19 protein-coding genes and 1 pseudogene are annotated in these 20,568 nt (G+C 59.2%); 11 read left to right on the forward strand and 9 right to left on the reverse strand.

What is annotated here, in order from left to right; genetic code table 11:
- Positions 1 to 1,735 (reverse strand): annotated as a pseudogene (locus BGO89_05520) (hypothetical protein).
- Between the two features lie 523 nt (positions 1,736 to 2,258).
- On the opposite strand from BGO89_05520, the gene BGO89_05525 reads away from it, so the two are divergent.
- The 4 genes from BGO89_05525 to BGO89_05540 are packed head-to-tail and all read left to right on the forward strand — an operon-like array spanning position 2,259 to position 6,013.
- Complete coding sequence (locus BGO89_05525) at positions 2,259 to 3,593, forward strand: UDP-N-acetylmuramoylalanine--D-glutamate ligase (protein ID OJX59741.1); 1,335 nt, start codon at positions 2,259 to 2,261, stop codon at positions 3,591 to 3,593.
- A gap of 13 nt (positions 3,594 to 3,606) precedes the next feature.
- On the forward strand, positions 3,607 to 4,518 hold the full coding sequence (locus BGO89_05530; protein OJX59679.1) for a bacitracin ABC transporter ATP-binding protein: 912 nt from the start codon (positions 3,607 to 3,609) through the stop codon (positions 4,516 to 4,518).
- Positions 4,518 to 5,354, forward strand: coding sequence for a hypothetical protein (locus BGO89_05535; protein OJX59742.1), 837 nt, complete (start codon positions 4,518 to 4,520; stop codon positions 5,352 to 5,354). The genes BGO89_05530 and BGO89_05535 overlap by 1 nt, the downstream gene beginning before the upstream one ends.
- Positions 5,351 to 6,013 (forward strand): hypothetical protein, encoded by a 663-nt coding sequence (locus BGO89_05540; GenBank protein ID OJX59680.1) that lies wholly within the window; start codon positions 5,351 to 5,353, stop codon positions 6,011 to 6,013. The genes BGO89_05535 and BGO89_05540 overlap by 4 nt, the downstream gene beginning before the upstream one ends.
- Before the next feature lie 173 nt (positions 6,014 to 6,186).
- Here BGO89_05540 and BGO89_05545 read toward each other — a convergent pair whose 3' ends face one another.
- On the reverse strand, positions 6,187 to 6,681 hold the full coding sequence (locus tag BGO89_05545) for a hypothetical protein (GenBank protein OJX59681.1): 495 nt from the start codon (positions 6,679 to 6,681) through the stop codon (positions 6,187 to 6,189).
- Between the two features lie 265 nt (positions 6,682 to 6,946).
- Between BGO89_05545 and BGO89_05550 the strand changes: the two genes are divergently transcribed.
- Positions 6,947 to 7,648 carry a hypothetical protein gene (locus BGO89_05550; protein OJX59682.1) on the forward strand — a complete coding sequence of 234 codons (702 nt, stop codon included), beginning with the start codon at positions 6,947 to 6,949 and terminating at the stop codon, positions 7,646 to 7,648.
- Here the strand turns inward: BGO89_05550 and BGO89_05555 are convergent.
- Positions 7,617 to 8,705, reverse strand: a complete 1,089-nt coding sequence (locus tag BGO89_05555; GenBank protein ID OJX59683.1) for a hypothetical protein — start codon at positions 8,703 to 8,705, stop codon at positions 7,617 to 7,619. The genes BGO89_05550 and BGO89_05555 overlap by 32 nt on opposite strands.
- Before the next feature lie 112 nt (positions 8,706 to 8,817).
- On the opposite strand from BGO89_05555, the gene BGO89_05560 reads away from it, so the two are divergent.
- Positions 8,818 to 9,642, forward strand: a complete 825-nt coding sequence (locus BGO89_05560; GenBank protein OJX59684.1) for a hypothetical protein — start codon at positions 8,818 to 8,820, stop codon at positions 9,640 to 9,642.
- 34 nt (positions 9,643 to 9,676) lie between these two features.
- Positions 9,677 to 10,099, forward strand: coding sequence for a hypothetical protein (locus BGO89_05565; GenBank protein OJX59685.1), 423 nt, complete (start codon positions 9,677 to 9,679; stop codon positions 10,097 to 10,099).
- A 2-nt stretch (positions 10,100 to 10,101) separates the two neighbouring features.
- Here the strand turns inward: BGO89_05565 and BGO89_05570 are convergent, their stop codons facing one another.
- From BGO89_05570 to BGO89_05580, 3 genes are all read right to left on the reverse strand, one after another.
- Positions 10,102 to 10,872 (reverse strand): exodeoxyribonuclease III, encoded by a 771-nt coding sequence (locus BGO89_05570; GenBank protein OJX59686.1) that lies wholly within the window; start codon positions 10,870 to 10,872, stop codon positions 10,102 to 10,104.
- The gene (locus BGO89_05575) at positions 10,869 to 11,390 is read right to left on the reverse strand and encodes an orotate phosphoribosyltransferase (protein ID OJX59687.1); all 522 of its coding nucleotides are present in this window, start codon (positions 11,388 to 11,390) and stop codon (positions 10,869 to 10,871) included. Before BGO89_05575 ends, BGO89_05570 begins: the two co-directional genes overlap by 4 nt.
- A gap of 118 nt (positions 11,391 to 11,508) precedes the next feature.
- Positions 11,509 to 15,918: a hypothetical protein gene (locus tag BGO89_05580; protein OJX59688.1), complete on the reverse strand. Its 4,410-nt coding sequence runs from the start codon at positions 15,916 to 15,918 to the stop codon at positions 11,509 to 11,511.
- Between the two features lie 202 nt (positions 15,919 to 16,120).
- On the opposite strand from BGO89_05580, the gene BGO89_05585 reads away from it, so the two are divergent.
- Entirely contained in the window at positions 16,121 to 16,573 is a 453-nt protein-coding gene (locus BGO89_05585) for a hypothetical protein (protein OJX59689.1), read from the forward strand.
- Here the strand turns inward: BGO89_05585 and BGO89_05590 are convergent.
- Entirely contained in the window at positions 16,561 to 17,439 is an 879-nt protein-coding gene (locus tag BGO89_05590; GenBank protein OJX59690.1) for a 1,4-dihydroxy-2-naphthoate octaprenyltransferase, read from the reverse strand. The two genes, BGO89_05585 and BGO89_05590, sit on opposite strands and share 13 nt — an antisense overlap.
- Positions 17,436 to 18,131, reverse strand: coding sequence for a ubiquinone biosynthesis protein UbiE (locus BGO89_05595; GenBank protein OJX59691.1), 696 nt, complete (start codon positions 18,129 to 18,131; stop codon positions 17,436 to 17,438). Before BGO89_05595 ends, BGO89_05590 begins: the two co-directional genes overlap by 4 nt.
- A gap of 86 nt (positions 18,132 to 18,217) precedes the next feature.
- On the opposite strand from BGO89_05595, the gene BGO89_05600 reads away from it, so the two are divergent.
- The 3 genes from BGO89_05600 to BGO89_05610 are packed head-to-tail and all read left to right on the forward strand — an operon-like array spanning position 18,218 to position 19,774.
- On the forward strand, positions 18,218 to 18,430 hold the full coding sequence (locus tag BGO89_05600) for a hypothetical protein (protein OJX59692.1): 213 nt from the start codon (positions 18,218 to 18,220) through the stop codon (positions 18,428 to 18,430).
- Entirely contained in the window at positions 18,423 to 19,175 is a 753-nt protein-coding gene (locus BGO89_05605) for a Rossman fold protein, TIGR00730 family (GenBank protein ID OJX59693.1), read from the forward strand. Before BGO89_05600 ends, BGO89_05605 begins: the two co-directional genes overlap by 8 nt.
- Positions 19,172 to 19,774 carry a Rossman fold protein, TIGR00730 family gene (locus tag BGO89_05610; protein OJX59694.1) on the forward strand — a complete coding sequence of 201 codons (603 nt, stop codon included), beginning with the start codon at positions 19,172 to 19,174 and terminating at the stop codon, positions 19,772 to 19,774. Before BGO89_05605 ends, BGO89_05610 begins: the two co-directional genes overlap by 4 nt.
- Before the next feature lie 454 nt (positions 19,775 to 20,228).
- Here the strand turns inward: BGO89_05610 and BGO89_05615 are convergent, their stop codons facing one another.
- Positions 20,229 to 20,561, reverse strand: a complete 333-nt coding sequence (locus BGO89_05615) for a hypothetical protein (protein OJX59743.1) — start codon at positions 20,559 to 20,561, stop codon at positions 20,229 to 20,231.
- Between the last annotated feature and the right edge of the window lie 7 nt (positions 20,562 to 20,568).

Genomic DNA, 20,568 nt, shown 5'->3' on the forward strand with positions numbered 1-20,568 from the left:
GGTCACCAGGGTATTCCGTCGTCATGCAGGCCTCGTACGTCCCCGCATCCGCTGGCGTGAAGTTCGGGAACTCCATGGATGACATGTTCAAGGGCGCTTCCGCTCCTACATCGGCAACGATGATCCTCTCATTGTAGACCGGCACACGTCCCGGCATGCGGAAGATCTGCAGGCGCACCGGAATGTTCGACAGATCCTGGATGCCGCCGTTGACGATACGGCCGCGAGGCGTGAACGGACGCTTCGCGTGATACTGACCACTCGTCACGACTGGCGCGTCCAAAGCCAGGACACCGACTTCCTCGTTGTGCAGCGTCTGGAAGATGTACTGACCGCTCACGGGGAAACAGTCATTGGCCTGTTGTCGATCCACGGTGCCCATCAGTTCCGTACAGACCTGGAGCGACCAGTTCGCAATGTCCTGGGCCGTGAAATTCTTGAAGTCGACCGTCGAAAGCTCTCCGATCTTCAACCGCACGTCGGTGATCACCGTATCGCGATAGACTTCCTGCCCACCAGGCGAGCGACGGATGATGGCGATGCAGCGCGTCGACGTCACGTCGTTCAGACCCACATTCTGTATGCGGGCCGTGACCGGCAGGGCTACACCGCGGGGATACTTCCGGGGTACTTCCATCGGCGAACGGATGGCACGGACGGCAACGTCGTTGTCGAAGGCGATGTTGAATTCACGCCTGTAGTTGAAGTTCCGCGAGCCGGAGCTGTAGGTCGCCTCCAGAACATAGACGCCACCCGGAATAGGTGTGAGATTCAGGATACCGTTCGGGCCGGCGGCGGGGCCGGTCGCATCCGGAATATCGAACTTGTGGAGACCGTCCGTCATGGCGACATGCGTCATCACGCTGCTCGCTCCCTGACGTCCCTCGTAGATGATGTTGTTGGACGGCAGAGGACCGACGATCCGGTAGGTCAGATTGATGTTCTGGCCTGCCGACTGATAGATCGACAGTGATGGACGCGAGAATTCCGGCGTCGAACCGTCGTAGACGAAGCCGGCCTTCAGCACACGGCGCGGATCGACGTCATCCGGGAACGAATGATCGATACCGGACAGACCTATTCGTACGATCGGACGAAAGACCCATCGGCCCGGAAAGATCGTCAAGGAACAAGCGTCGCGATTCCTGATTCCGCTCCACGACATTGCCGCATATCCCGAAGGCACCTGCGTGTATTCGAATTCAGGCCATAGCGACGTGAATCCACTACGGAAGGTACAGATCTCGAAGAGGATGTGCTTACGACCATCCCATTGCTGCGGGGTCGAGAACGGGAACTTCACCCATGTCGGCGTGCCCGCGACAGCATCGAACACGTGCGCCCCATTGTCGTACACGGTCGTCATGTTGTTGTCCATCGGCGAAGGCACGACATTGAAGTCGACGAACTTCATCCTGATCGTGAACCGGCGGCTGTTGAACGGTGTGATGTTGCGGAAGTTGAAGGCAATGGACTCCAATCTTCCTGGAGTCAGTCCGTAGAAGGCCGCCTCTTCGGCCCTGATGATGAACTGCGAGCGTACCGTCCAGTAGAAATCACTGAACGGATTCGGGTTGAACCCGAAGGGCATCCAGGTCCTGGGACTTCCGGTACTGCCACCGGAAATCTCGACGTGGGACTGGGCCCTTGTCTGACCCGGACTCAACAGTCCGAGTAAGGCAATAGCGAAGATGGTCGCCATCCGCAGATGCGGACGGAGGAGCAAGCGATACATAGGTTGTGCACCGAATAACTGTGAAGGAAACCGGATTGTAGCCTGGTCGTCTACCCAGCCCTGGTTGCCGCCTGGCGGATCGATACAGCACCGGATCGGATCCTGGCAGTCCAACTGGACATGACTGAGTACTGTGGTGCAATGCCGCCCTCTGGCATAGCCCACCATCCCACCTGACCCACACTATCGAAAGACGGAAGTTCCGGCACGGTGTCCATGCTACCCTCTAGCATGGCCCTGCTGCCCGTTGCCCATCGTACTGCTCTTCGTTCACAGGGTGCATGCCCCCTCAGGCATCTCCCTGCATCATTAACCGATGAGAAAATAACATTTTTTCATTGGTGATGTACGTATCCCGAAAAAATTCGACGGAACGACGGAATACCCTCTCCGTGTTCCACGCGTCGGTGCTCCGAGGCAAATATGGGGATGCCCGCCGTACCGCCGATGACGGATGCCGCCAGTGAGCATCACGTACGACACCCTCCGCACCGGACCGATCCCGCTGCGTATTTTCGTGGTCATGAACATCACCATTCTCGGCGCAGCCCTCTCCGGTCTGGCCGCAGCACAGCTCGCACGGCGTACCGGCAACGACGTCTTCGTCACCGACGCGAAACCGGCCGAGAAGACATCGGAAGCGGTCGGCATCCTGAAACGCGAGGGAATCGCCCACGAGTTCGGCGGACATACCGATCGGGCACTCGAAGCGGACCTCATCGTCACATCTCCCGGCGTCCCTCCTTCGAATATCGTACGTCAGCGGGCGGCCGAACGCGGCATCCCCGTCATCGGGGAACTGGAATACGCATCGCGTATGATGACGAATCCCCTCATCGCCATCACGGGTACGAACGGAAAGACGACGACGACGGCATTGACGGCATGGATACTGCAGCAGAGCGGGCGTTCGGCGGTAACGGCGGGCAACATCGGCACTCCCCTGTCGAGTCTCGTCGGCATGATATCTCCCGATACCATCGTCGTCGTGGAAGCCAGCAGCTATCAGCTCGATACGACCGTCAGCTTCAGGCCACGCGTCAGCATCCTCACCAACGTCACTCCCGACCATCTTTCCTATCACGGCACATTTGAACAGTATGTGCATGCGAAGTGGAAAATTTTCGCTAACCAACGCGATAATGATGTCGTAGTTTTGAACGCAGATGACCCGCATGCAGCTGCGGGTGCATCGACGGCACAAGGGATGGTCTCCATGTTTAGTACTTCACATGAAGTGGAACGTGGGGCGTTCGTCCGGGGGGACGAAATCATCCTGCGTGCCGGCTTGCAGCATAACGAGGAGATTCTCATGCCGGTACGCCGAATCGGACTGCCGGGAGTGCACAATTTGTACAACTCCCTTGCAGCCACCCTTGCCGCACGCGCCTTCGAAGTGCGCAACGAAGACATCCGCGACTCGCTCCAGTCGTTCGCCGGTGTCGAGCACCGCCTCGAATACGTACGGACCTTCCATGACGTACGCTATTACAATGACTCCAAGGCCACGAACGTCAATGCCGCCTGGTACGCACTGGCGAGCTTCGATCGTCCGATCGTCTGGATCGCCGGTGGCCGTGGGGACAACAACGACTACGGCCAGCTCGACGATCTGGTCGACACGAACGTGAAGGCCATCGTCTGCATCGGCGAGGAAACCGACACCATCTTCAACCACTGGTGCACGCGCAAGCGCTGCGTCAAGTCGCCTACGCTGCAGGACGCCGTCCGCCACGCTTCGGAACTGGCGGAACACGACGATATCGTTCTCTTCTCGCCTGCCTGCAAGAGTTTCGACATGTTCGACAACTTCGAGCAGCGCGGCAGAGTCTTCAAGGACCTGGTCTCCCAGCTCTGAAAGCACCCTCCCGATGCCGGTCATCACCGTTCGCGGTCTTCACAAGTCGTATGGAGACTTCCATGCCGTCAACGGTATCGACCTGACCGTCGAACAGGGTGACGTCTATGGCTTCCTCGGGCCGAACGGCGCGGGCAAGAGCACGACCATCCGCATGATGCTGTCGCTCGTCAAACCGACGTCCGGCACCGTCGCCCTCTTCGACAAACCCCTGACCACGCATCGTGAGGAAATCCTCCGCCGCGTCGGTGCCATCGTCGAGCGCCCGGATTTCTACAACTACCTCACGGCATACAGGAATCTCGAACTGCTCGGACGCCTGAGCCGTGCCGACGTGTCGACCGCATCCATCATGCGGGTCCTCGGTATCGTCGGCCTCGATACGCGGGCACATGACAAGGTGAAGACCTTCTCCCACGGCATGAAGCAGCGTCTGGGCATCGCCCAGGCCCTCCTGCACGATCCCGATCTCATCGTTCTCGACGAACCGACGACCGGCCTCGACCCGCAAGGCATGAAGGACATCCGCGAGCTCATCCTGTCGCTCAGCGCAGATCATCGCAAGACGGTCTTCCTGTCTTCGCATATCCTTCCCGAAGTGGAACTCACGGCCACGCGCATGATCGTGATCAACCGTGGCAAAACCATCGTGGAAGGATCGGTACAGGACCTGCTCAACGCCGGACGGCTGCGTGTGACGATCGAGACCGATCGCCCGCACGATGCCGTGACCGCGCTCGGCACGACGCCGTTCGCAGGACGTATCAACGGCATGACGGAGCGGGCGCTCATCCTCATGCTCGACCGTAACGAGATCGCCGGCGTCGTCCATCATCTCGATCAGCACGGCCTGGCCATCCACGGAGTCGTCCCCGTTCGCTCGCTCGAAGAGTACTTCCTCTCACTCGTGAGGGAAGCCTCATGATGATCACGGCATTGCGCGTCGAACTCGCCAAGGTCTTCAGCAAGTGGCGCACGTTCATCGGCTTCATCGCCATGACGCTGCTCGTACCCGTCATCGTACTCGCGATGAGTGCGGAGGGTGGACAGTACTTCTCCTTCGCCATGCAGACACTGCAGCAGGCCTTCACCTTCACGGGCAATCTGATGAACGGCTATACGGTAGCCTACATCATCTTCGGGGCGCTCTATCTCCACGTACCGTTCCTCGTGACGCTCGTGGCCGGGGACAGTCTCGCCGGCGAAGCCACGTCCGGTACCTATCGACTCCTCCTCACACGGCCGCTGACGCGCACGACGATGGTGACGTCGAAGTACCTCGCCTCCATGATCTACGTCAAGCTGCTCGTCCTGTGGATGGCCATCCTGTCGCTCGGTCTCGGCGTCCTCGTCCTCGGCACGGGCGAAGTCATCGTCATACGTTCCCAGATCACCATCATCGCCCAGAATGACGTCCTCTGGCGCTTCGCACTGGCCTATGCCTTCGCCATGCTGTCCATGATGACCGTCGCGAGCGTTGCCTTCCTCTGTTCGTCGCTCGTGGAGAACAGCATAGGACCGATCATGACGACGATGGCCATCATCATCGTCTTCACCATCATCTCCGCCATCGATCTGCCGCTGTTCGACTCCATACGACCGTTGCTGTTCACCAATCACATGAACGGCTGGAAGCTGCTGTTCGACGATCCGGTCGACTGGTCGCGCGTGGCGACGTCGGCATCGGTACTCGCAGGACACATGGCCGCCTGCTACGGTGCGGCCCTAATCATCGTCAGAAGGAAGGATATCCTTACATGAAGCGTCACGTTCTCGCCATCGTCGGAATCATCGTCCTCGCAGCCGGAATGTATGCACAGGAAGATCCCCAGGCCCTCATGCACCGTATGCGCGACCGCATGCTCGGCGCACGCACGTACGAGGCCGACATGCGCATCAAGGTCGACGTTCCCTTCCTCAAGGCTCCCGAATCACGGGCTCGTATACGGTTCGAACAACCGGACAAGACGCATATCGATGCGCCGGGCTTCGCCATGATTCCCAAACAGGGCGTGGATCTGTCCGGTGCACGCCTGCTCTCCAAGCCGTTCACGGCCGTCGACGCCGGACGTATGCCGTTCCAGGGAACGACGATGAGAAAGGTCAGGATCATCCCTACGAGCGATGCCGACGATATCGCAGTGGCCACGATATGGGTCGATACGACGATGCTCGTCCCACGTCGTGTGGAGATGACGACGAAGAAGGGCGGCACGGTCATTGCTGAACTCGTCTATGACGACACGACAGCGCGTACCTACTGCCTGCCGTCCTATCTCAAGCTCATGGTCGACGTAGGCGACTTCGCATTGCCCAAGACCATGACCGGCGACTTCGACACGAAGGCGAAGCCGGGGCCGAAGGGTGAACAGAAGGCCACGGTGGAGATCTGGTACAGCGGATACAGGATCAACCGATAATCTGACGGAGTACTTCCACCCAGTGCCGACGATCAGCTTCACATCGATGACGATGCATGGAATCAGGCATGTACTTCCGATGATTCATCGACACCTGCGATCTTCCCTCCCGTTCGAACGAATGACATGGCGCCAGGCAGGTACCCGGCGCCGGATATCATCTACGGATATGCTTACTTCATGGCCTCGTACTGCGCCATCAGATCTTCCGACGTCGAGACGGAATAACGCACCTTCACATCACGCGGCGAGACGAGTTCCTGCCGACCGTCCGGCATCGTCGCAAGATCGAACAGCTCCTCTCCGTTCATGAGATCGCCCATCGAGGCCTTCTTCCATACGTCACCCTCGACCTTGTATCCCCTCTGACTGACGATGATGAGGGGCAGAGAGTAGGCCGTCAGAACGGCATTCGTAGCGAGATCGCCTCCGTTATGATCGAGCAGGTTGTCGACGGCATTCTTCATGTCCGGGAATCCGAACGGAATGAACAGGATCGTCCATGCCAGATCATCATCCGCGAACCGACCGACCTTGACGAACTTATCCGTCAATGCGACGTTCTTCGTCGAGATAGTTGTGAAATCCCCGACCCGGACAGAACACCCACAGATACCCAGCATCACACCGAGAACTACGACGATCGATAGCGCACGTGAAAAACGCATATGCACATCCCTTCAATGAAACGATGATTGAAAAAGAACCACGCCGCAATATACCACCGAAGAATTCATTCGATAAATACAATGATTGTTTAACATTGTATAGTCTACTTCTATTTTTTAACCATCTTTATAACAGAATTCCATGTACGTCCTTTCGCGGATTTGCTGTACGACCATCTTTCTTTTACTAAACACGGCATTCTGTTTATCAGAGGAAACCGACACGGTATTCCACAAAAATGGAAGGACCTACATAGGTCGAATCGTGGAATATCTTCCTGAACAGAGCGTCAGCATTCTTACCCAGAACAACGACGCATTCGTCGTACCGTGGGGAGAAATTCTCCGCGTCGCACGTGTCACGAGAGCCCAGACGACGTCCGGACGCTATGTCGGCCCTTCGAAACGGAGGGCATTGGATACGACGGACATGCCCTCGTTCATGATCTCAGGAGCCGGTTACGTCAACGGATTCATCGGCTACGTCATTTCTTCCTCGACCGCTATCCGGGATCAGGCAATCGCGGGATGGGGTAGAGGGCTGAACGGTGTGGTCGCCGGACGTATCGGCCGAACGAAGTATCTCGGGGTAACGGCGGACTATCTGTCGGCATCGTTCCAGAACAGTCTCGGCGCCAGTGGGACCCGATGGACAGGCACGGCGACCTTCTGGTCCGTCGGCCCAAGCCTGTCGTTCGAAGCGCTCGGATTGTGGTTCACGTCTTCCCTGAGCTATCTGCATCAGCGGTACGACTGGGATAGCCCACCGGGGTATCCGTCCGGCTATGTTCAGGCCGAGACCCGCGAAGGTATACGCCTGCAACACCACCTCGTCATCCCGGTCACGCCCTTCGTCGGAATCCATGGTGGTGCACGATTCGACATCGCGGGTACGTTTCAGCCCAACCTCATGTTAGGAGTGTCGTTCTGCAACTTCATGGACCTTCTCTACCATAACCATCAGTGATGCTCGTAGGATCGGGGCCGCATGGAAGCCGGCCCCGATACTCCATCCTCGTTAGTAGGAGGATCATGGGATCGGTCGACGGCGCTCGTCGTCGAAGAAGCCGAACCAGGACAGGCCACAGCCTTTTTCCGAATCGATCATAGTGGTTCCCGTTGCCATCCTTCCATCCGTCGCCCGATCTCCTGAACGTCGATGGAACCACCCCATCCAGGATGCCTTGCCGATAACAGACATGGTTCCTGTCCCTGTGCAGGAACGGTACGAATTCCTTCGGTTGCTCGATGGTGGCCGCATCGGCCTCCTGTGCAGCGAATGGCTCATTGTCGACGAGGACGACACCGTCCACACAGACGGTCGAGCGTGAAACCACTCTCAACGACGATACATCCCGTACAGGATGGGTACGAAGCTCCAGGCGGCCGATGCGGTAGACGAAGTACAACGTATCGGCGACACGTACGTAAGCGTCGTTCACTACGGACGACTCCTGAACCTTGTTCGACATGCAGCGGAAACTGTCGCCCTGCATGAATGTGTAGATGCCGTGCTTGTCGGCATAGAATTCGGTGTTCAGCTTCCTGAACGTAGCACGATCCACATCGATCGGATGATACCTGAAGTAATACCTGTTGACGTCGAGCGCCCATGGACCCCGGTAATCTTCCTCCCATACGTTCTCGAACGAAGGTATATCCACATCGTCGAATGCGATGAATGCACCATTGTCGTCCCGATAGACATGATACCTGTCCTTCGGAACACCCCTGTCGATATGGAACGACTCCACGTCCACTTCGGGATGAGGCACGGAACGGAAGAACATGACATTCCTGTCCTTCGCATATGATTCGTCAACTACCACGAACGACGCGGCATCCGCAGGGACAGGTTTCGAGCCGAGCTCGAACCGGTTTCCGTCCACGCAGTATTCGATCGCGCCCGACGAGGTGCGGTAGTACGATCTGGATCTCACGGCATCGACGGGATCGCCGGGAGTATATCCACCTGCAGCGACGATGGCGACAGCAGCGAATGCCGGGATGAGGAAGCGTTTCATGCCCCAATGTCGGAGGGCCTCCTCTTCCGGACAGGAATGGTTCGTCACATCGGAGTTCCGATTACATTTGCCGGGACCGCATCCGTCCTTCTCCTACATAACGTACAGAGCCATGTATCTGCCTATCCGTATCAGCTGTGCCACGATCCTGTTCGTACTTGGCACGACGTGCTGTTTTTCGGAGGAGACCGACACGGTGTTCCTCAAGAGCGGGAAGGCGTACATAGGCAGGATAGTCGAGTACATTCCGGAACAGGACCTCGTCATCCGGATCCTGGACAACGAGGCACTCGTCGTGCCGTGGATGGATATCCTTCGAGTGGGGCGCGCTTCCAAACCCGGAACGATTCAGGAGCCTGCTACCGATCCTCTGACGCGAAGCCTGCTGGACACGACGGAGATGCCGCCGTTCATGATATCCGGTGCGGCCTACGTCAACGTGTTCTACAATACGGGATACTCCACGCTGATCGATCCCGATGTGAAGGCGATGACAGGTTGGGGTAGAGGGCTGAACGGTGTCGTCGCCGCAAGAACGGGACGGGCGAAGTACTTCGGTGTGACGGTGGACTACCTGTGGGCGTCGTTCCAGAATGGCCTGGGCCAGGATGGATCGGCATGGACGGGCACGGGAACGTTCTGGTCGATCGGCCCTTCCGTATCGTTCGAAGCGGCCCGTACCTGGTTCACCGCATCCGTGAGTTATCTGCATCAGCAGTTCCGCTGGAAGCATGCACGCGGAGTTCCCACCGTCTATCTTCCCGACGAAATCCATGACGGTATCCGGCTGCAGGGCAACCTCATCGTACCCGTCACCGACGTCGTCGGAATCCATGGCGGCATGAGGGTCGACGTCGCGGGCGCAATCCAGTACAACCTCATGGCCGGCGTGTCGATCTGCAACTTCATGGACATTCTGTATCTCAACTGGCGTTGAATCGAGCTTCTGCGATCGGGAGTACGATGACGGCATGCCGCGTGTCGTATCTTTGCCCATGCGCTTCCTCAACGACCGCCACGTGGAATGGCTGATACGCTGGGCCTTCGCCATCGTCTACGTCTGGTTCGGCATCCTCAAGTTCACCGACCTCAGTCCTGCACATGACCTCGTCATGCAGACGTTGTCCATGGTTCCCGTCGACAATGTATCCGCATTGCTGGGCGGGTGGGAAATCATCATCGGTCTGTGCTTCCTCGCTCCACGGTTCACGAAGATCACGTTGAGCATGTTCTTCGTCCACATCGCGGGCACGTTTCTGCCCGTCTTCTTCCTGCCGTCGGTCACATGGCTGAAGCCTCCCTACGGCCTCAGCTTCGTGGGCCAGTACATCCTCAAGAATCTCGTCTTCATCGCTGCAGGAACGGCGCTCGCGCAACGCTCGTTGCGGAGCTGAGATCAGGGATTCAGGATGATGCCGACGGGACAGTGATCGCTCCCCATGACTTCCTGCGAAATCCATGCGTTCTTGAGCGCAGGGCGCAGATCCTTGGTGATCCAGTGATAGTCGATACGCCAGCCTACGTTCCGATCGCGGGCCTTGGTGAAATAGTCCCAGTACGAATACTGCTCGGCTTCGTCGGCATGGAACTCACGGAAGGTATCCAGCCAGCCCTGCTCCACCATCCAGTCCAGCTTGGCACGCTCTTCCGGAAGGAAGCCCGTTGTCTTGGAGTTCTCCTTCGGACGTGCAAGATCGATCTCCATGTGGGCGATGTTGTAGTCGCCGCAGACGACGATGCCGCGGCCTTTCTTGCGCAGTTCATCGCAGTGAGCGAACAGTGCATCGTAGAACCGCAGCTTGTACGGCACGCGTTTGTTCTCGCTGGAGCCGTTGGGAAAGTAGATGTTGAAGAGTACGAAGGAACCGTAGTCGATCTCGAGGATCCGTCCTTCCTGATCGAACTCCTCGATACCGAGCTTGTCGTTGACGCGGACGGGTTCGATGCGCGACAGTACTCCGACGCCGGAGTAGCCCTTCTTCATGCTGCACGAATGGAAGTACGTGTGATAGCCTTCGAGATTCCTCACTTCGTCGGGAATCGATACGGCATCGGCCTTGGTTTCCTGAAGGCAGATGACGTCGGCATTGACTTCGCTCACCCAGTCCATGAAGCCCTTCTTGAGGGCGGCACGGATGCCGTTCACGTTCCAGCTAATGATCTTCATCGGTTCACCAGTTCACTCATGGTAAAGAGCGCATTCAATTCGTATCCGGCTTCGCGCAGCTTGGCGCGTCCCCCGCTCTCGCGGTCGATTACGCATACGACGTGCGTGATCTCGGCGCCGAGGTTGCGCAGATCGTTGCCGCTGATGATGACCTGACCACCGCTCGTGATGACGTCTTCGACGACGAGTACACGCTTGCCCTGGAGATCGGGGCCTTCGGCCAGCTTGCACGTTCCGTAGTCCTTGGCCTTCTTCCGTACGAAGGCGGCAGGTAGGCCCGTGGCCATGGAGAGCGCCGTCGCGATGGCGAGCCCTCCCATTTCCAGACCGGCGAGGACTTCGGTTCCGGGAGGAATCATCGCCACCAGGTGCTCGGCGATGGCCTTGAGCAGGGACGGATTCGATTCGAACTGATACTTGTCGAAGTATTCGTTGCTGACGACACCGCTGCGGAGCTTGAATTCCCCCGTGAGATGCGATGTGTCGAAGATGCTGCGCGCCAGGTCTTGTCGTGTCATGATCGGCTTGGAGATGGAATGGTTCGGGCGAAAATACCATTCCCCGGCCTATAAAAAACTCAGGGCGAGCCCGGAAAGGGGTGACTCGCCCTGGTTCATCGTGGAGGTTGTTCAGGCCTCACTTCGTATGGATCACAGGCACCGTGGCCACCATGTCGGCCAGCTCGACGCGTACCAGGTAGAAACCGGCCGCGGGAAGGACGTTGCCTTCGAGCATGAGTGTCATGGCGCCGGCAGTCTGGAAGGTCCTGCCGAGATCGGCCACCTGCGTACCGCTGGCATCGAAGACGCGGACGTGGATCATGCCGTCGACGGGAACGGCGATGCGAAGTGTCGAGGAAGCATCGAAGGGATTCGGCTCGCAGCGCACCGCAAGACCCGATCCGGCAATGGCCCCGTCATCGACTCCGACCGTCACCTTGCGGTTGACACGTACGTCGGCGTTCTGCGTGTATTCCGAACCGCAGTCGTTGCTGATGCCGCACTGATAGAGGCCGGCATCTTCGAGCCGGGCATCGTCGATCGTATACGTGATCCCGTTGGCGCCCGGAATCGGCTTACCGGCCTTGTACCACTGGAAGCGGATCGGTTGCGTGCCGCTCTTGACGGCGATGCGCAGCGTCAGCGACTGTCCTTCGGTGATGACCGACAGATACTGGGGTTGAAGACCGAGGACGGGCTTGAAGTTCGTGGTAACGGTAACCGGACGCGTCGTCGTGACCGTCGTTACGCAGCGGCCTGTCACACGGCAGGTATAGATACCGTTCTGCCTGGTGGTGAGGCTCGGCTCCGTAGCCAGCGGGATGAGCTGGCCATCGCGGTACCATTGATAACCAAGGCTGGCACCCGAAGCGAGTACGTTCATGTAGGCCGATGTGCCACTGCAGATCTCGATGACGTCACCACCACCCGCAGCCGCAGGCTGACGCACGATGATGGGCTGCTCCGTTACGTCGATCCGCGCCAGATCGGTCGAACGCGGCAGGTTGGACGGTACACCGGTAATGAGGCAGGAGTAATGGGCCTGGTCGTCATTGCGCACGTCCGTGATACGCAGGCTCGGCGAGTTCACACCCGTGAAGCGGCCGCCTTCGGCGAGGAATTCGCCGTTGCGCATCCAGCGGTAGCCAAGGCCACGATCGCCACCCGAAGGACTGGCCGACGTGGTGAGGACGATGGCATCGCCAGGACACAGGACGGTATCGCGAGGCTGTAGCGTGATGCGGATGCGCGGAATGAGAACGGCGGAATTACGCGAGCGGACGCTGCTGCAACCACCGGTTACGACGCAGTAGTATGCCGACGACGTATCGGCGAACTGGACGAAGCGGATAGTGAGGTTCGGGCCTTGTGCGCCCTGGTACTTCACGCCGTTCGCCAGTGCCGTGCCGGCCTTGTACCACTGATACGTTTCACCGGCTGCCGACGTAGCCTCGACCTTGAGGGTCACCGACTCGTCGACCGACAGTTGCGTCATGAGGACGGGCTCCTTCGTCAGGCGTGTACGTTCGGAGACCGTCACGTTGGTCGCACGAGGCGTGATGGTCATGCCACCCGCTGCCGTGACGCGGCATGCATACGTACCCTGGATGCCGTTGACGACATCGACGGCATACGTCGCGCTCGTAGCACCAGGAATATCGACACCGTTCTTCGTCCATTGATACGTCAGCGTCGGACCCGTCGCGGTGACGGACAGCGTCAGTCGATCACCGATACAGGACTTGATCGTCGCGGCAGGAATGGAAACGATACGCGGAATGCGGATCTGGTAGACGGATACCGTACCGCCGATTTCGTTGGCGGCGATGAGGAGGTCCGTGTTGTTCGGGCTATCCGTATTGGAAACGTAGACGGACACTTCGGGGCCGAGATCGCCGACCGTGCCGTTGTCGACGTTCGCAAGATTCGGCGTGACACCGAAGTTGCGGGAATTGATGTAGTCGATGTACTTCGGTGCGACGGGATTGGTGATGTTGTACATCATCGTATGGCCCATGCGCTCGAGACCGATGAAGGCATAGACGGAGTCATTGATGACTCCCACCGTGATACCTTCGGGTTCCGGTCCCTTGTTGTCCGAACGATCATCCATCGCATTCGTCGTATGGCCTGTATTGAAGTTGGCAGGGAATGCGGCGGCGGTGATCTTCTCGAATTCGTTGCCGCTGTCCCATATCAGATTGCCGTCGGCATTCCACACCGTGAACGACCGGCCACCGAGCGTATAGAGTTCGTCGTAGTCGCCATCACCGTCGAGGTCTCCCATCGTGCTGGTGATGTTGAGACGTCCGAGCTCACGGTTGTTCTTGAGCGTCGGCCATGCGGCGAAGGCCGTGGGATCGAGCGTGACCGCCCCGCTGCCCACGCGTACCTCCTCGACGAAGTTGTCGTATTCGCGTGCATCGCCTTCGTTGGCCGTAACGATGTAGGTCTCGCCGTTCAGCGTCGCTACGCTGATGGCATCGGGCTCGTACATACCGTAGACGGGCCACGTGTTGATGTTGATGGCGGGACCGTTTCCAGCGGCGTTGTCGCGATCACTGGGATCGAGTCCGTTCGGACGATCGAAGGCGATGAGGCCGAGAACGGGAATGTTGTTTGCGTTGATCGTGATGCGGCCGTCGGGAGGATTGCTCAGCGTCGAACCGCCCACACCGAAGTCGTTGTCGTTGATCACGGCCAGCATGTTCTTGCTGATGCGTGCGAGACCTTCGACCTTGTCGAAATCACCGTAACCGGCACCCGGAAGATAGACGGACTTCTTCTTGTGGACCGGGCGGATGCCGTAGGTCGACAGTTCGGAGAAGGACAGGGATTCGATGGTGCGTCCGGGAGGCAGCGTCGGCGGGTTCGCGACGAGGTTCGTGGCACCCTTGAGATTGATCTCGAAGATGTACTTGCGGGCGCGCAGGCCCGTGGCATCGTCACGTTCGACGACGTTGAAACGTCCGCCACCGAGCGATACGGCATCACCGATCTTGTCGGCCGAGCCGAACTTCTCGAACATAGGGTAGAGGTATTCGCCCACGACCTGCTTGGTCGCGACGTTGAAGGCCAGGATCCGGCACCACGTGGATGCCTTCGAGGTGGCATCCGACGCGTTGTCAGGATTGTCCAGCGAGCTCTGGATGAAGGCATACAGGATGTTGCCTTCGATGGCTACCGCTTCGAAGCCGCGGTTGGAGCGACGCGTGGCATAGACGGCAGGCAGCGTTTCCGTACCGTATGTACCGACGGCTGCACCTGCGGATGCGGCCGTGCCTGCGGGAATGTGCCGGGCGATGAGCTGGCCGTTCGCATTGAAGTTATAGATGGCGGGACGGTATTCGTCGACCATCCACCATGTGCCGAGGCTGTCGACGACGATACCTTCGAGGTCGCCACCGAACGGATCGTTGGGAATGTCATTGCCATAGAGGTCCACGCCGTATTCGTCCGTGTAGGCGATACCCTGGCCTGCGGCCTGGAGGTTAGGACGACCCGTGATCGGCGTCGTGCCGTCCGTGCGCGTGAGCTTCACGCGATCGACGATGGTGAAGGCACCCGTGAGGCGGTTGAGTTCGAAGCGGATCACTTCGGCCTGGAAGTTCGGCAGGGCGAAGGGACGGCGCAGCTGGCCGCGCAGCGTGAGCGGCTCGGCGTTGGGGCCGCGGTCCGGATGCGTCAGGAAGCGCAGCGTGTTGGTATCGGCGCCGTAACCTTCGAACCACAGACCGGAGAAGCCTCCGAGCTGGATGTCCTGGCCGGCAGCCGTAGTACCCAGCACCGGGCGGTCCCTCCAGGGATACTGCGTCGTCCTGGGCAATCCCCTGCTGTAGTCCTTGTATCCGAGCGCCACGACGCGCGTCAGCGTGGCATTGACGACGTCGACGATGGCGATGGCATTGGCTTCCTGCAGCGTCACGTAGGCCGTCTTGCCGTCCGGCGTGATGGCGGCGTACTCGGGCTCGAAGTCCTGGGCGACGGAGGCGTTGGGACCATAGATGCGGATACCCATCGCTCGGAGGCTGTCCTGCTTGCCGTTCAGCGACGTGAAGCCGACGGTACGGACGACGCCCGATGCGACGCCGGGTGTGAGATCGATGATGCTGACGGAACCTTCGGGATCGATCGTATAATTGCTGTTGGCTTCGCCTTCGTTACACACCACGAGGCGCTGGCCATCCGGTGTGAAGGCAAGCATGTCGGGAAGCGCACCCACGGTATACATGGCGCGGAACGTTCCCGTCATGTCGAAGATGACGACCTTGCCGGGATTCGTCTTCGCCGTGGCATCTTCCAGTGCGACGGCGACAAGACCGTTCCTGGTCGTGACGCTGTTGACGACTCCGCCATAGGCCTGGAGCAGAACCTCGCGGACGAAGACGGGCATCGCCGGATTCGTCATGTTGAGGAACGTGATCTTGTTGCCGTACAGGGCGGAGAAGATCGCCGTCTTCGTCGCCGGATCGTAGGTTACGACTTCGGCCCCGCCCTGATCGAAGGAGACAGGACGTTGCGTGTGACGTCCGAGGAATTGCAACACCCGCCCGGTCTGGGCAGACGATGCGATGGTAGTGAATGCGACAGCGCATATGACGATGGCTGTGCGTAACGTTGTACGGGTAAACATGAGTAGCCCTCACGATGAAAAGACGGCGCGAAACTATCGTCCGCATGTAGGGCACGTGTAACGTCAATGTGAACGTTTTGTAATTCGTTGTTACGGGAGTGTTATGCGGTATGCTATGGTATTGACCGGCTTCGTACTTGTCTCGGTCCTGGGTGCGTGCGGCACGTCATCGTGTCTGAAGGACGTGGACAGGAACACCTTCGCCGTCACGCTGGAACGCGGCGCCTGCTTCGGCAAATGTCCGGTCTTCGTATCGACGGTCTATGGAGACGGCCGGGTGGAGTTCGACGGCAAGGCGAACGTGAACCGTATCGGGATCCACGAAACGAAACTTGACGACGACCAGCGTTGCGAGCTCGTCAAGACCGTCGAAGAATCGGAAGTACTGACGGCCGATTTCGACAAGGCGCTGGAGCTTCCGGATGCACCGCGTACCCGCCTCACCGTACGCAGGGGAAGCACGAGCCGTACGCTGGAATGGTACGTGGGCACACCTGCGCGACTGAAGCCACTGGTGGCGATGATCGAACGGATGGCGGTGAAGAACGACGCCCTTCATCCCCGGTAGGATGCGGAGAAGATCAGGCCGAGCGTCGTGAATACGGTATACTGGAGATAGAGCAGTGCCGTCCCGCCGAGCACAGGGTTGAGGGCAGCTCCGGTGCGGCGATGGATGAGCACACACAACACGATGGTGTAGGGCAGCGAGGCCAGAGACAGCATCATCCACGGACCACGGGCCTCGCGGAGCAGCAGGGCCGGTACGACGATACCCACGAGGTTCAGCGCGACGTAGAGCACCCTGGCAGCCGGAGCGCCGATACGCACGGCCAGCGTGATCTTGCCCGCACGTTTGTCGGTGGGAATGTCACGCAGATTGTTCACGCCGAGAATGTTGGCTGCAAGACAGCCGGGGCCGAGCGACAGGACGAGGGCATCGGGACTCCACGTACGGCTGTAGACGAAGAAGGCGCCGACGACGGCCACGACGCCGAAGAACGTGAAGGCGAAGAGATCTCCGAGACCCTTGTAGGCCAATGGGAACGGTCCGCCGGTATAGGCCCACGACATGACGAGACAGACGACGCCGATGCCGAGGACCGGCCATCCGGCATACCAGACCAGAGGCTGACCGAGGACGAAGGCCGCAGCCACGACGATCCATGACGCACGCTTCATCGCCGCAGGAGTGATGAGCCCTGCGCTCACGGCACGCAGCGGCCCTACGCGCTCGGTATCCGCACCACGGTTGAAGTCCTCGAGTTCGTTGATGAAGTTCGATGCGATCTGTATCAGCACCGCACAGGTCAGGGCAAGGAGTCCCACCCACCATACGAAGACATGATCCGCCACGGCGAGTGCCGACGCCAGGATCACCGGTGCGGCCCCGGCGACGAGGGTCTTGGGACGGATGGCGTTCAGCCATACGTTCATCGCTGTCCCACCGTACCGATGTAGAGATAGGCGATGCCACCGGTCAGCGGGATGTACCGGCATGCCTGATAGCGTCCGGTCTTCCTCATGAGATCGAGGAATTTCTCCTGCGCCGGAAATGCTGCCGCCGTCGACGGCAGGTATTCGTATGCCTTGCGATTGCCCGTCAGCATTCCACCGATGGTGGGGATTACGTACCGGCTATAGAGGCGATAGGACAGGCCGACGATACCCTTCGGTTGTCCGAATTCGAGGACGACGACCTTGCCGCCCGGCTTCACCACGCGAGCCATCTCGTCGAGGCACTTCACCGGGTCGTCCACATTCCTGATACCGAAAGAGATGCTGGCGATGTCGAAGGTCGCATCGCCATACGGCAGGTCCATGGCATCGGCGACGGCGAAGTCGACGTCGACATTCTGCTGCCGGGCCTTGTCGGGGGCGAAGGAGAGCATGTCGGCACAGAAGTCCGTACCTACGACATGGCCTGTCGGGCCGACGGCCTTCTTGAAGGCGATGGCCAGATCGCCGGTTCCCGTGGCACAGTCCAGCACGGACATGCCCGGCCGTGCACCGCTCTCGCGGACGGTCTTCGCACGCCAGAGGTGGTGGATTCCGAGACTGAGCACGGAATTGGTCACGTCGTACTTCGGCGCGATGTCCGAAAACATCTGCTGTACTGTATCACTCATAGTCGGCAAAGATACGGAGGACTCGCCGTCCGGGAAGCCGACCCGCGGGTGGGACAACGACGAGATAAACGCCGTAATTTAGGGGCATGCAACACCTCATTCTCGCAGTCGTCACTATGGGCACCGTATGGGTCGCCTGGCGAAGCTTCAAACAACTGGGCCGTGTCAAGGCGACCGACGCCGATCTTACCACTGAAGAACGTCAAAGGCAGCAAATGCGGTACGGGATGCGTATCGTACTATGCCTGGTCGTACTTGCCGTTCTTCCGTTTCTCTTTACGATGATAACACATGGCTGAACCGCAGCAAGACAACAACCACGAGGACGAGAACCCGACGATCACCCGCGAGAACAGCGAACGAATCTTCCTGGGTGGCCCGCACTCCCGCTTCCGGGAGTTGAAGTTCGTCTGGCGCGTCGTGAAGGAATTCATCCATGGCTTCCGCCACCTCCATTTCGTCGGTCCCTGCATCACCGTCTTCGGATCGGCCCGCTTCACCGAAGACCACACCTACTATCAGCTCGCACGACAGGTAGGCTATGCACTCGGCGACATGGGCTTCACGGTACTGACGGGCGGTGGTCCGGGCATCATGGAGGCGGCCAACCGCGGCGCCAAGGAAGCGGGCGCCATGAGCGTCGGCTGCAACATCATCCTTCCGCATGAACAGGACCCCAATCCGAACCTCGACCTCATGATCGAGTTCGAACACTTCTTCGTGCGGAAGGTCATGCTGGTCAAGTATTCCCTTGGCTTCGTCGTCATGCCCGGCGGGTTCGGCACGCTGGACGAGCTGTTCGAAGCCATGACGCTGATCCAGACCAAGAAGATCAAGAGCTTCCCCATCGTCGTGATGGGTACGGAGTACTATCGCGACATCATGGAGCTGATCGAAGTGATGGTCAAGCGTGGAACCGTATCGCCCGACGACCGAAAGCTCATCCTCTTCACGGATTCCGTGGACGAGGCCATGGCCCATCTCAAGAAGAACGTCGTCAAGCGCTTCGGTCTCAAGCAACTCCTCTTCATCCCGAAGGAATGACCTTGACCACGGCCGACGGCACGCTCATCCTCGTCTACTGCGGTTCGCGCATGCCGGACAACGACGCCTACGTCGCGGCGACACGACTGGTCGCCGACCGCATGGCGGATATGGGCATCGGCTTGGTCTACGGCGGAAGCGGCAATGGCCTCATGGGCATTCTCGCCAAACGTCTGCTCGAACGCGACGGTCACGTGACGGGCATCCTGCCCTCGTTCCTGCATACCACGGAGATCGCGCTGACGACGTGTACCGAACTCGTCGAAGTATCCAGCATGCACGAGCGCAAGCTGACGATGCTCGACCGCGCCCATGCCATCCTGGCCCTGCCTGGCGGCTATGGCACCATGGACGAGCTCTTCGAAGCCGTGACATGGCGCCAGATCGGCCTGCACAACAAGCCCATCGCCATCCTGAACGTCGACGGATTCTACGACCACCTTTCCGCACAGCTCGATGTGATGACCCGCGACGGCTTCCTCACGGCCGAAGCGCGCTCCCATATCCGGATCTCTTGCTCCATCGACGATCTCCTGCCGTGGCTGCAGGAGAACGCTTCGTCGCTCAAACCCGATCCCCTGCTGCCACGCTGGACGTAGGACATGACCGCGTACGATCCATGCGTCCCCCCACCCGGCGATAGAAACAGAAAACCCGCACGGAACGAACCATGCGGGCCTCCTGACCTGAACCGCCCTCACCAGCAGGGTAGTGCGCCGCCGATGGTGAAAGAGAGCAGTCCCGGAACGTTCGTGATCATCCTGTGATGAAGCACCGCACGTACGGAATCGATGAACGTCCCGTACGTTCCATACGAGATATCCACAGCATGGTATCCTGTCGTGCAGTCGGAACGATATCGACGTATAGAGTGGATATGAACGGTAGTGTCACAATGAATACGTTGCTCCGCAGCCGGTGGTTCTGCAATTTCCGCTGTGGCTCATGGTTCCCTGCGATACCGCGCACGGCCCCTTGGTCCGTTCCGTAGGGAACGACCACCGAAGAACCGGAGCATCGACGGAAATCGGAGGGAACAGGAACCGAACGGAATCAGGCCATGTCCTGTCCGAGCTGGATGACGTAGCCGTTGTTGTCGCGTACGGCGAACTCCCTCATGCCGTAGAAGAACGTCTCGATAGGATAGACGACGGTACAGATGTCCTTCATGCGCCCCCATTCATGGTCGACGGCGTCGACCGTCATGTAGAGCGATCCCGAGAACGACATCGTATCACTCTCACCGTCCAGCGGTGTACGGAACATGACCTGCGTCGTTCCGTTGAACAACGAACACCAGCTATCGTCCATCTCGCTGCTGATACTGAATCCAAGCACATCCGACCAGAACGTCTTCGTGGCCTTCATGTCGTTGGTGACCAGCATGGGCGTG

It is taken from the genome of Candidatus Kapaibacterium thiocyanatum, from assembly GCA_001899175.1.
Lineage (GTDB): Bacteria > Bacteroidota > Ignavibacteria > Kapaibacteriales > Kapaibacteriaceae > Kapaibacterium > Kapaibacterium thiocyanatum.

Bases quoted from the DNA above. Each gene is read 5' to 3' on its own strand.
- BGO89_05525 (OJX59741.1), top strand. From the start codon at position 2,259: ATGAACATCACCATTCTCGGCGCAGCCCTCTCCGGTCTGGCCGCAGCA.
- BGO89_05530 (OJX59679.1), top strand. From the start codon at position 3,607: ATGCCGGTCATCACCGTTCGCGGTCTTCACAAGTCGTATGGAGACTTC.
- BGO89_05535 (OJX59742.1), top strand. From the start codon at position 4,518: ATGATCACGGCATTGCGCGTCGAACTCGCCAAGGTCTTCAGCAAGTGG.
- BGO89_05540 (OJX59680.1), top strand. From the start codon at position 5,351: ATGAAGCGTCACGTTCTCGCCATCGTCGGAATCATCGTCCTCGCAGCC.
- BGO89_05545 (OJX59681.1), bottom strand. From the start codon at position 6,681: ATGCGTTTTTCACGTGCGCTATCGATCGTCGTAGTTCTCGGTGTGATG.
- BGO89_05555 (OJX59683.1), bottom strand. From the start codon at position 8,705: ATGAAACGCTTCCTCATCCCGGCATTCGCTGCTGTCGCCATCGTCGCT.
- BGO89_05560 (OJX59684.1), top strand. From the start codon at position 8,818: ATGTATCTGCCTATCCGTATCAGCTGTGCCACGATCCTGTTCGTACTT.
- BGO89_05565 (OJX59685.1), top strand. From the start codon at position 9,677: ATGCCGCGTGTCGTATCTTTGCCCATGCGCTTCCTCAACGACCGCCAC.
- BGO89_05570 (OJX59686.1), bottom strand. From the start codon at position 10,872: ATGAAGATCATTAGCTGGAACGTGAACGGCATCCGTGCCGCCCTCAAG.
- BGO89_05575 (OJX59687.1), bottom strand. From the start codon at position 11,390: ATGACACGACAAGACCTGGCGCGCAGCATCTTCGACACATCGCATCTC.
- BGO89_05585 (OJX59689.1), top strand. From the start codon at position 16,121: ATGGTATTGACCGGCTTCGTACTTGTCTCGGTCCTGGGTGCGTGCGGC.
- BGO89_05590 (OJX59690.1), bottom strand. From the start codon at position 17,439: ATGAACGTATGGCTGAACGCCATCCGTCCCAAGACCCTCGTCGCCGGG.
- BGO89_05595 (OJX59691.1), bottom strand. From the start codon at position 18,131: ATGAGTGATACAGTACAGCAGATGTTTTCGGACATCGCGCCGAAGTAC.
- BGO89_05600 (OJX59692.1), top strand. From the start codon at position 18,218: ATGCAACACCTCATTCTCGCAGTCGTCACTATGGGCACCGTATGGGTC.
- BGO89_05605 (OJX59693.1), top strand. From the start codon at position 18,423: ATGGCTGAACCGCAGCAAGACAACAACCACGAGGACGAGAACCCGACG.
- BGO89_05610 (OJX59694.1), top strand. From the start codon at position 19,172: ATGACCTTGACCACGGCCGACGGCACGCTCATCCTCGTCTACTGCGGT.
- BGO89_05615 (OJX59743.1), bottom strand. From the start codon at position 20,561: ATGCTGGTCACCAACGACATGAAGGCCACGAAGACGTTCTGGTCGGAT.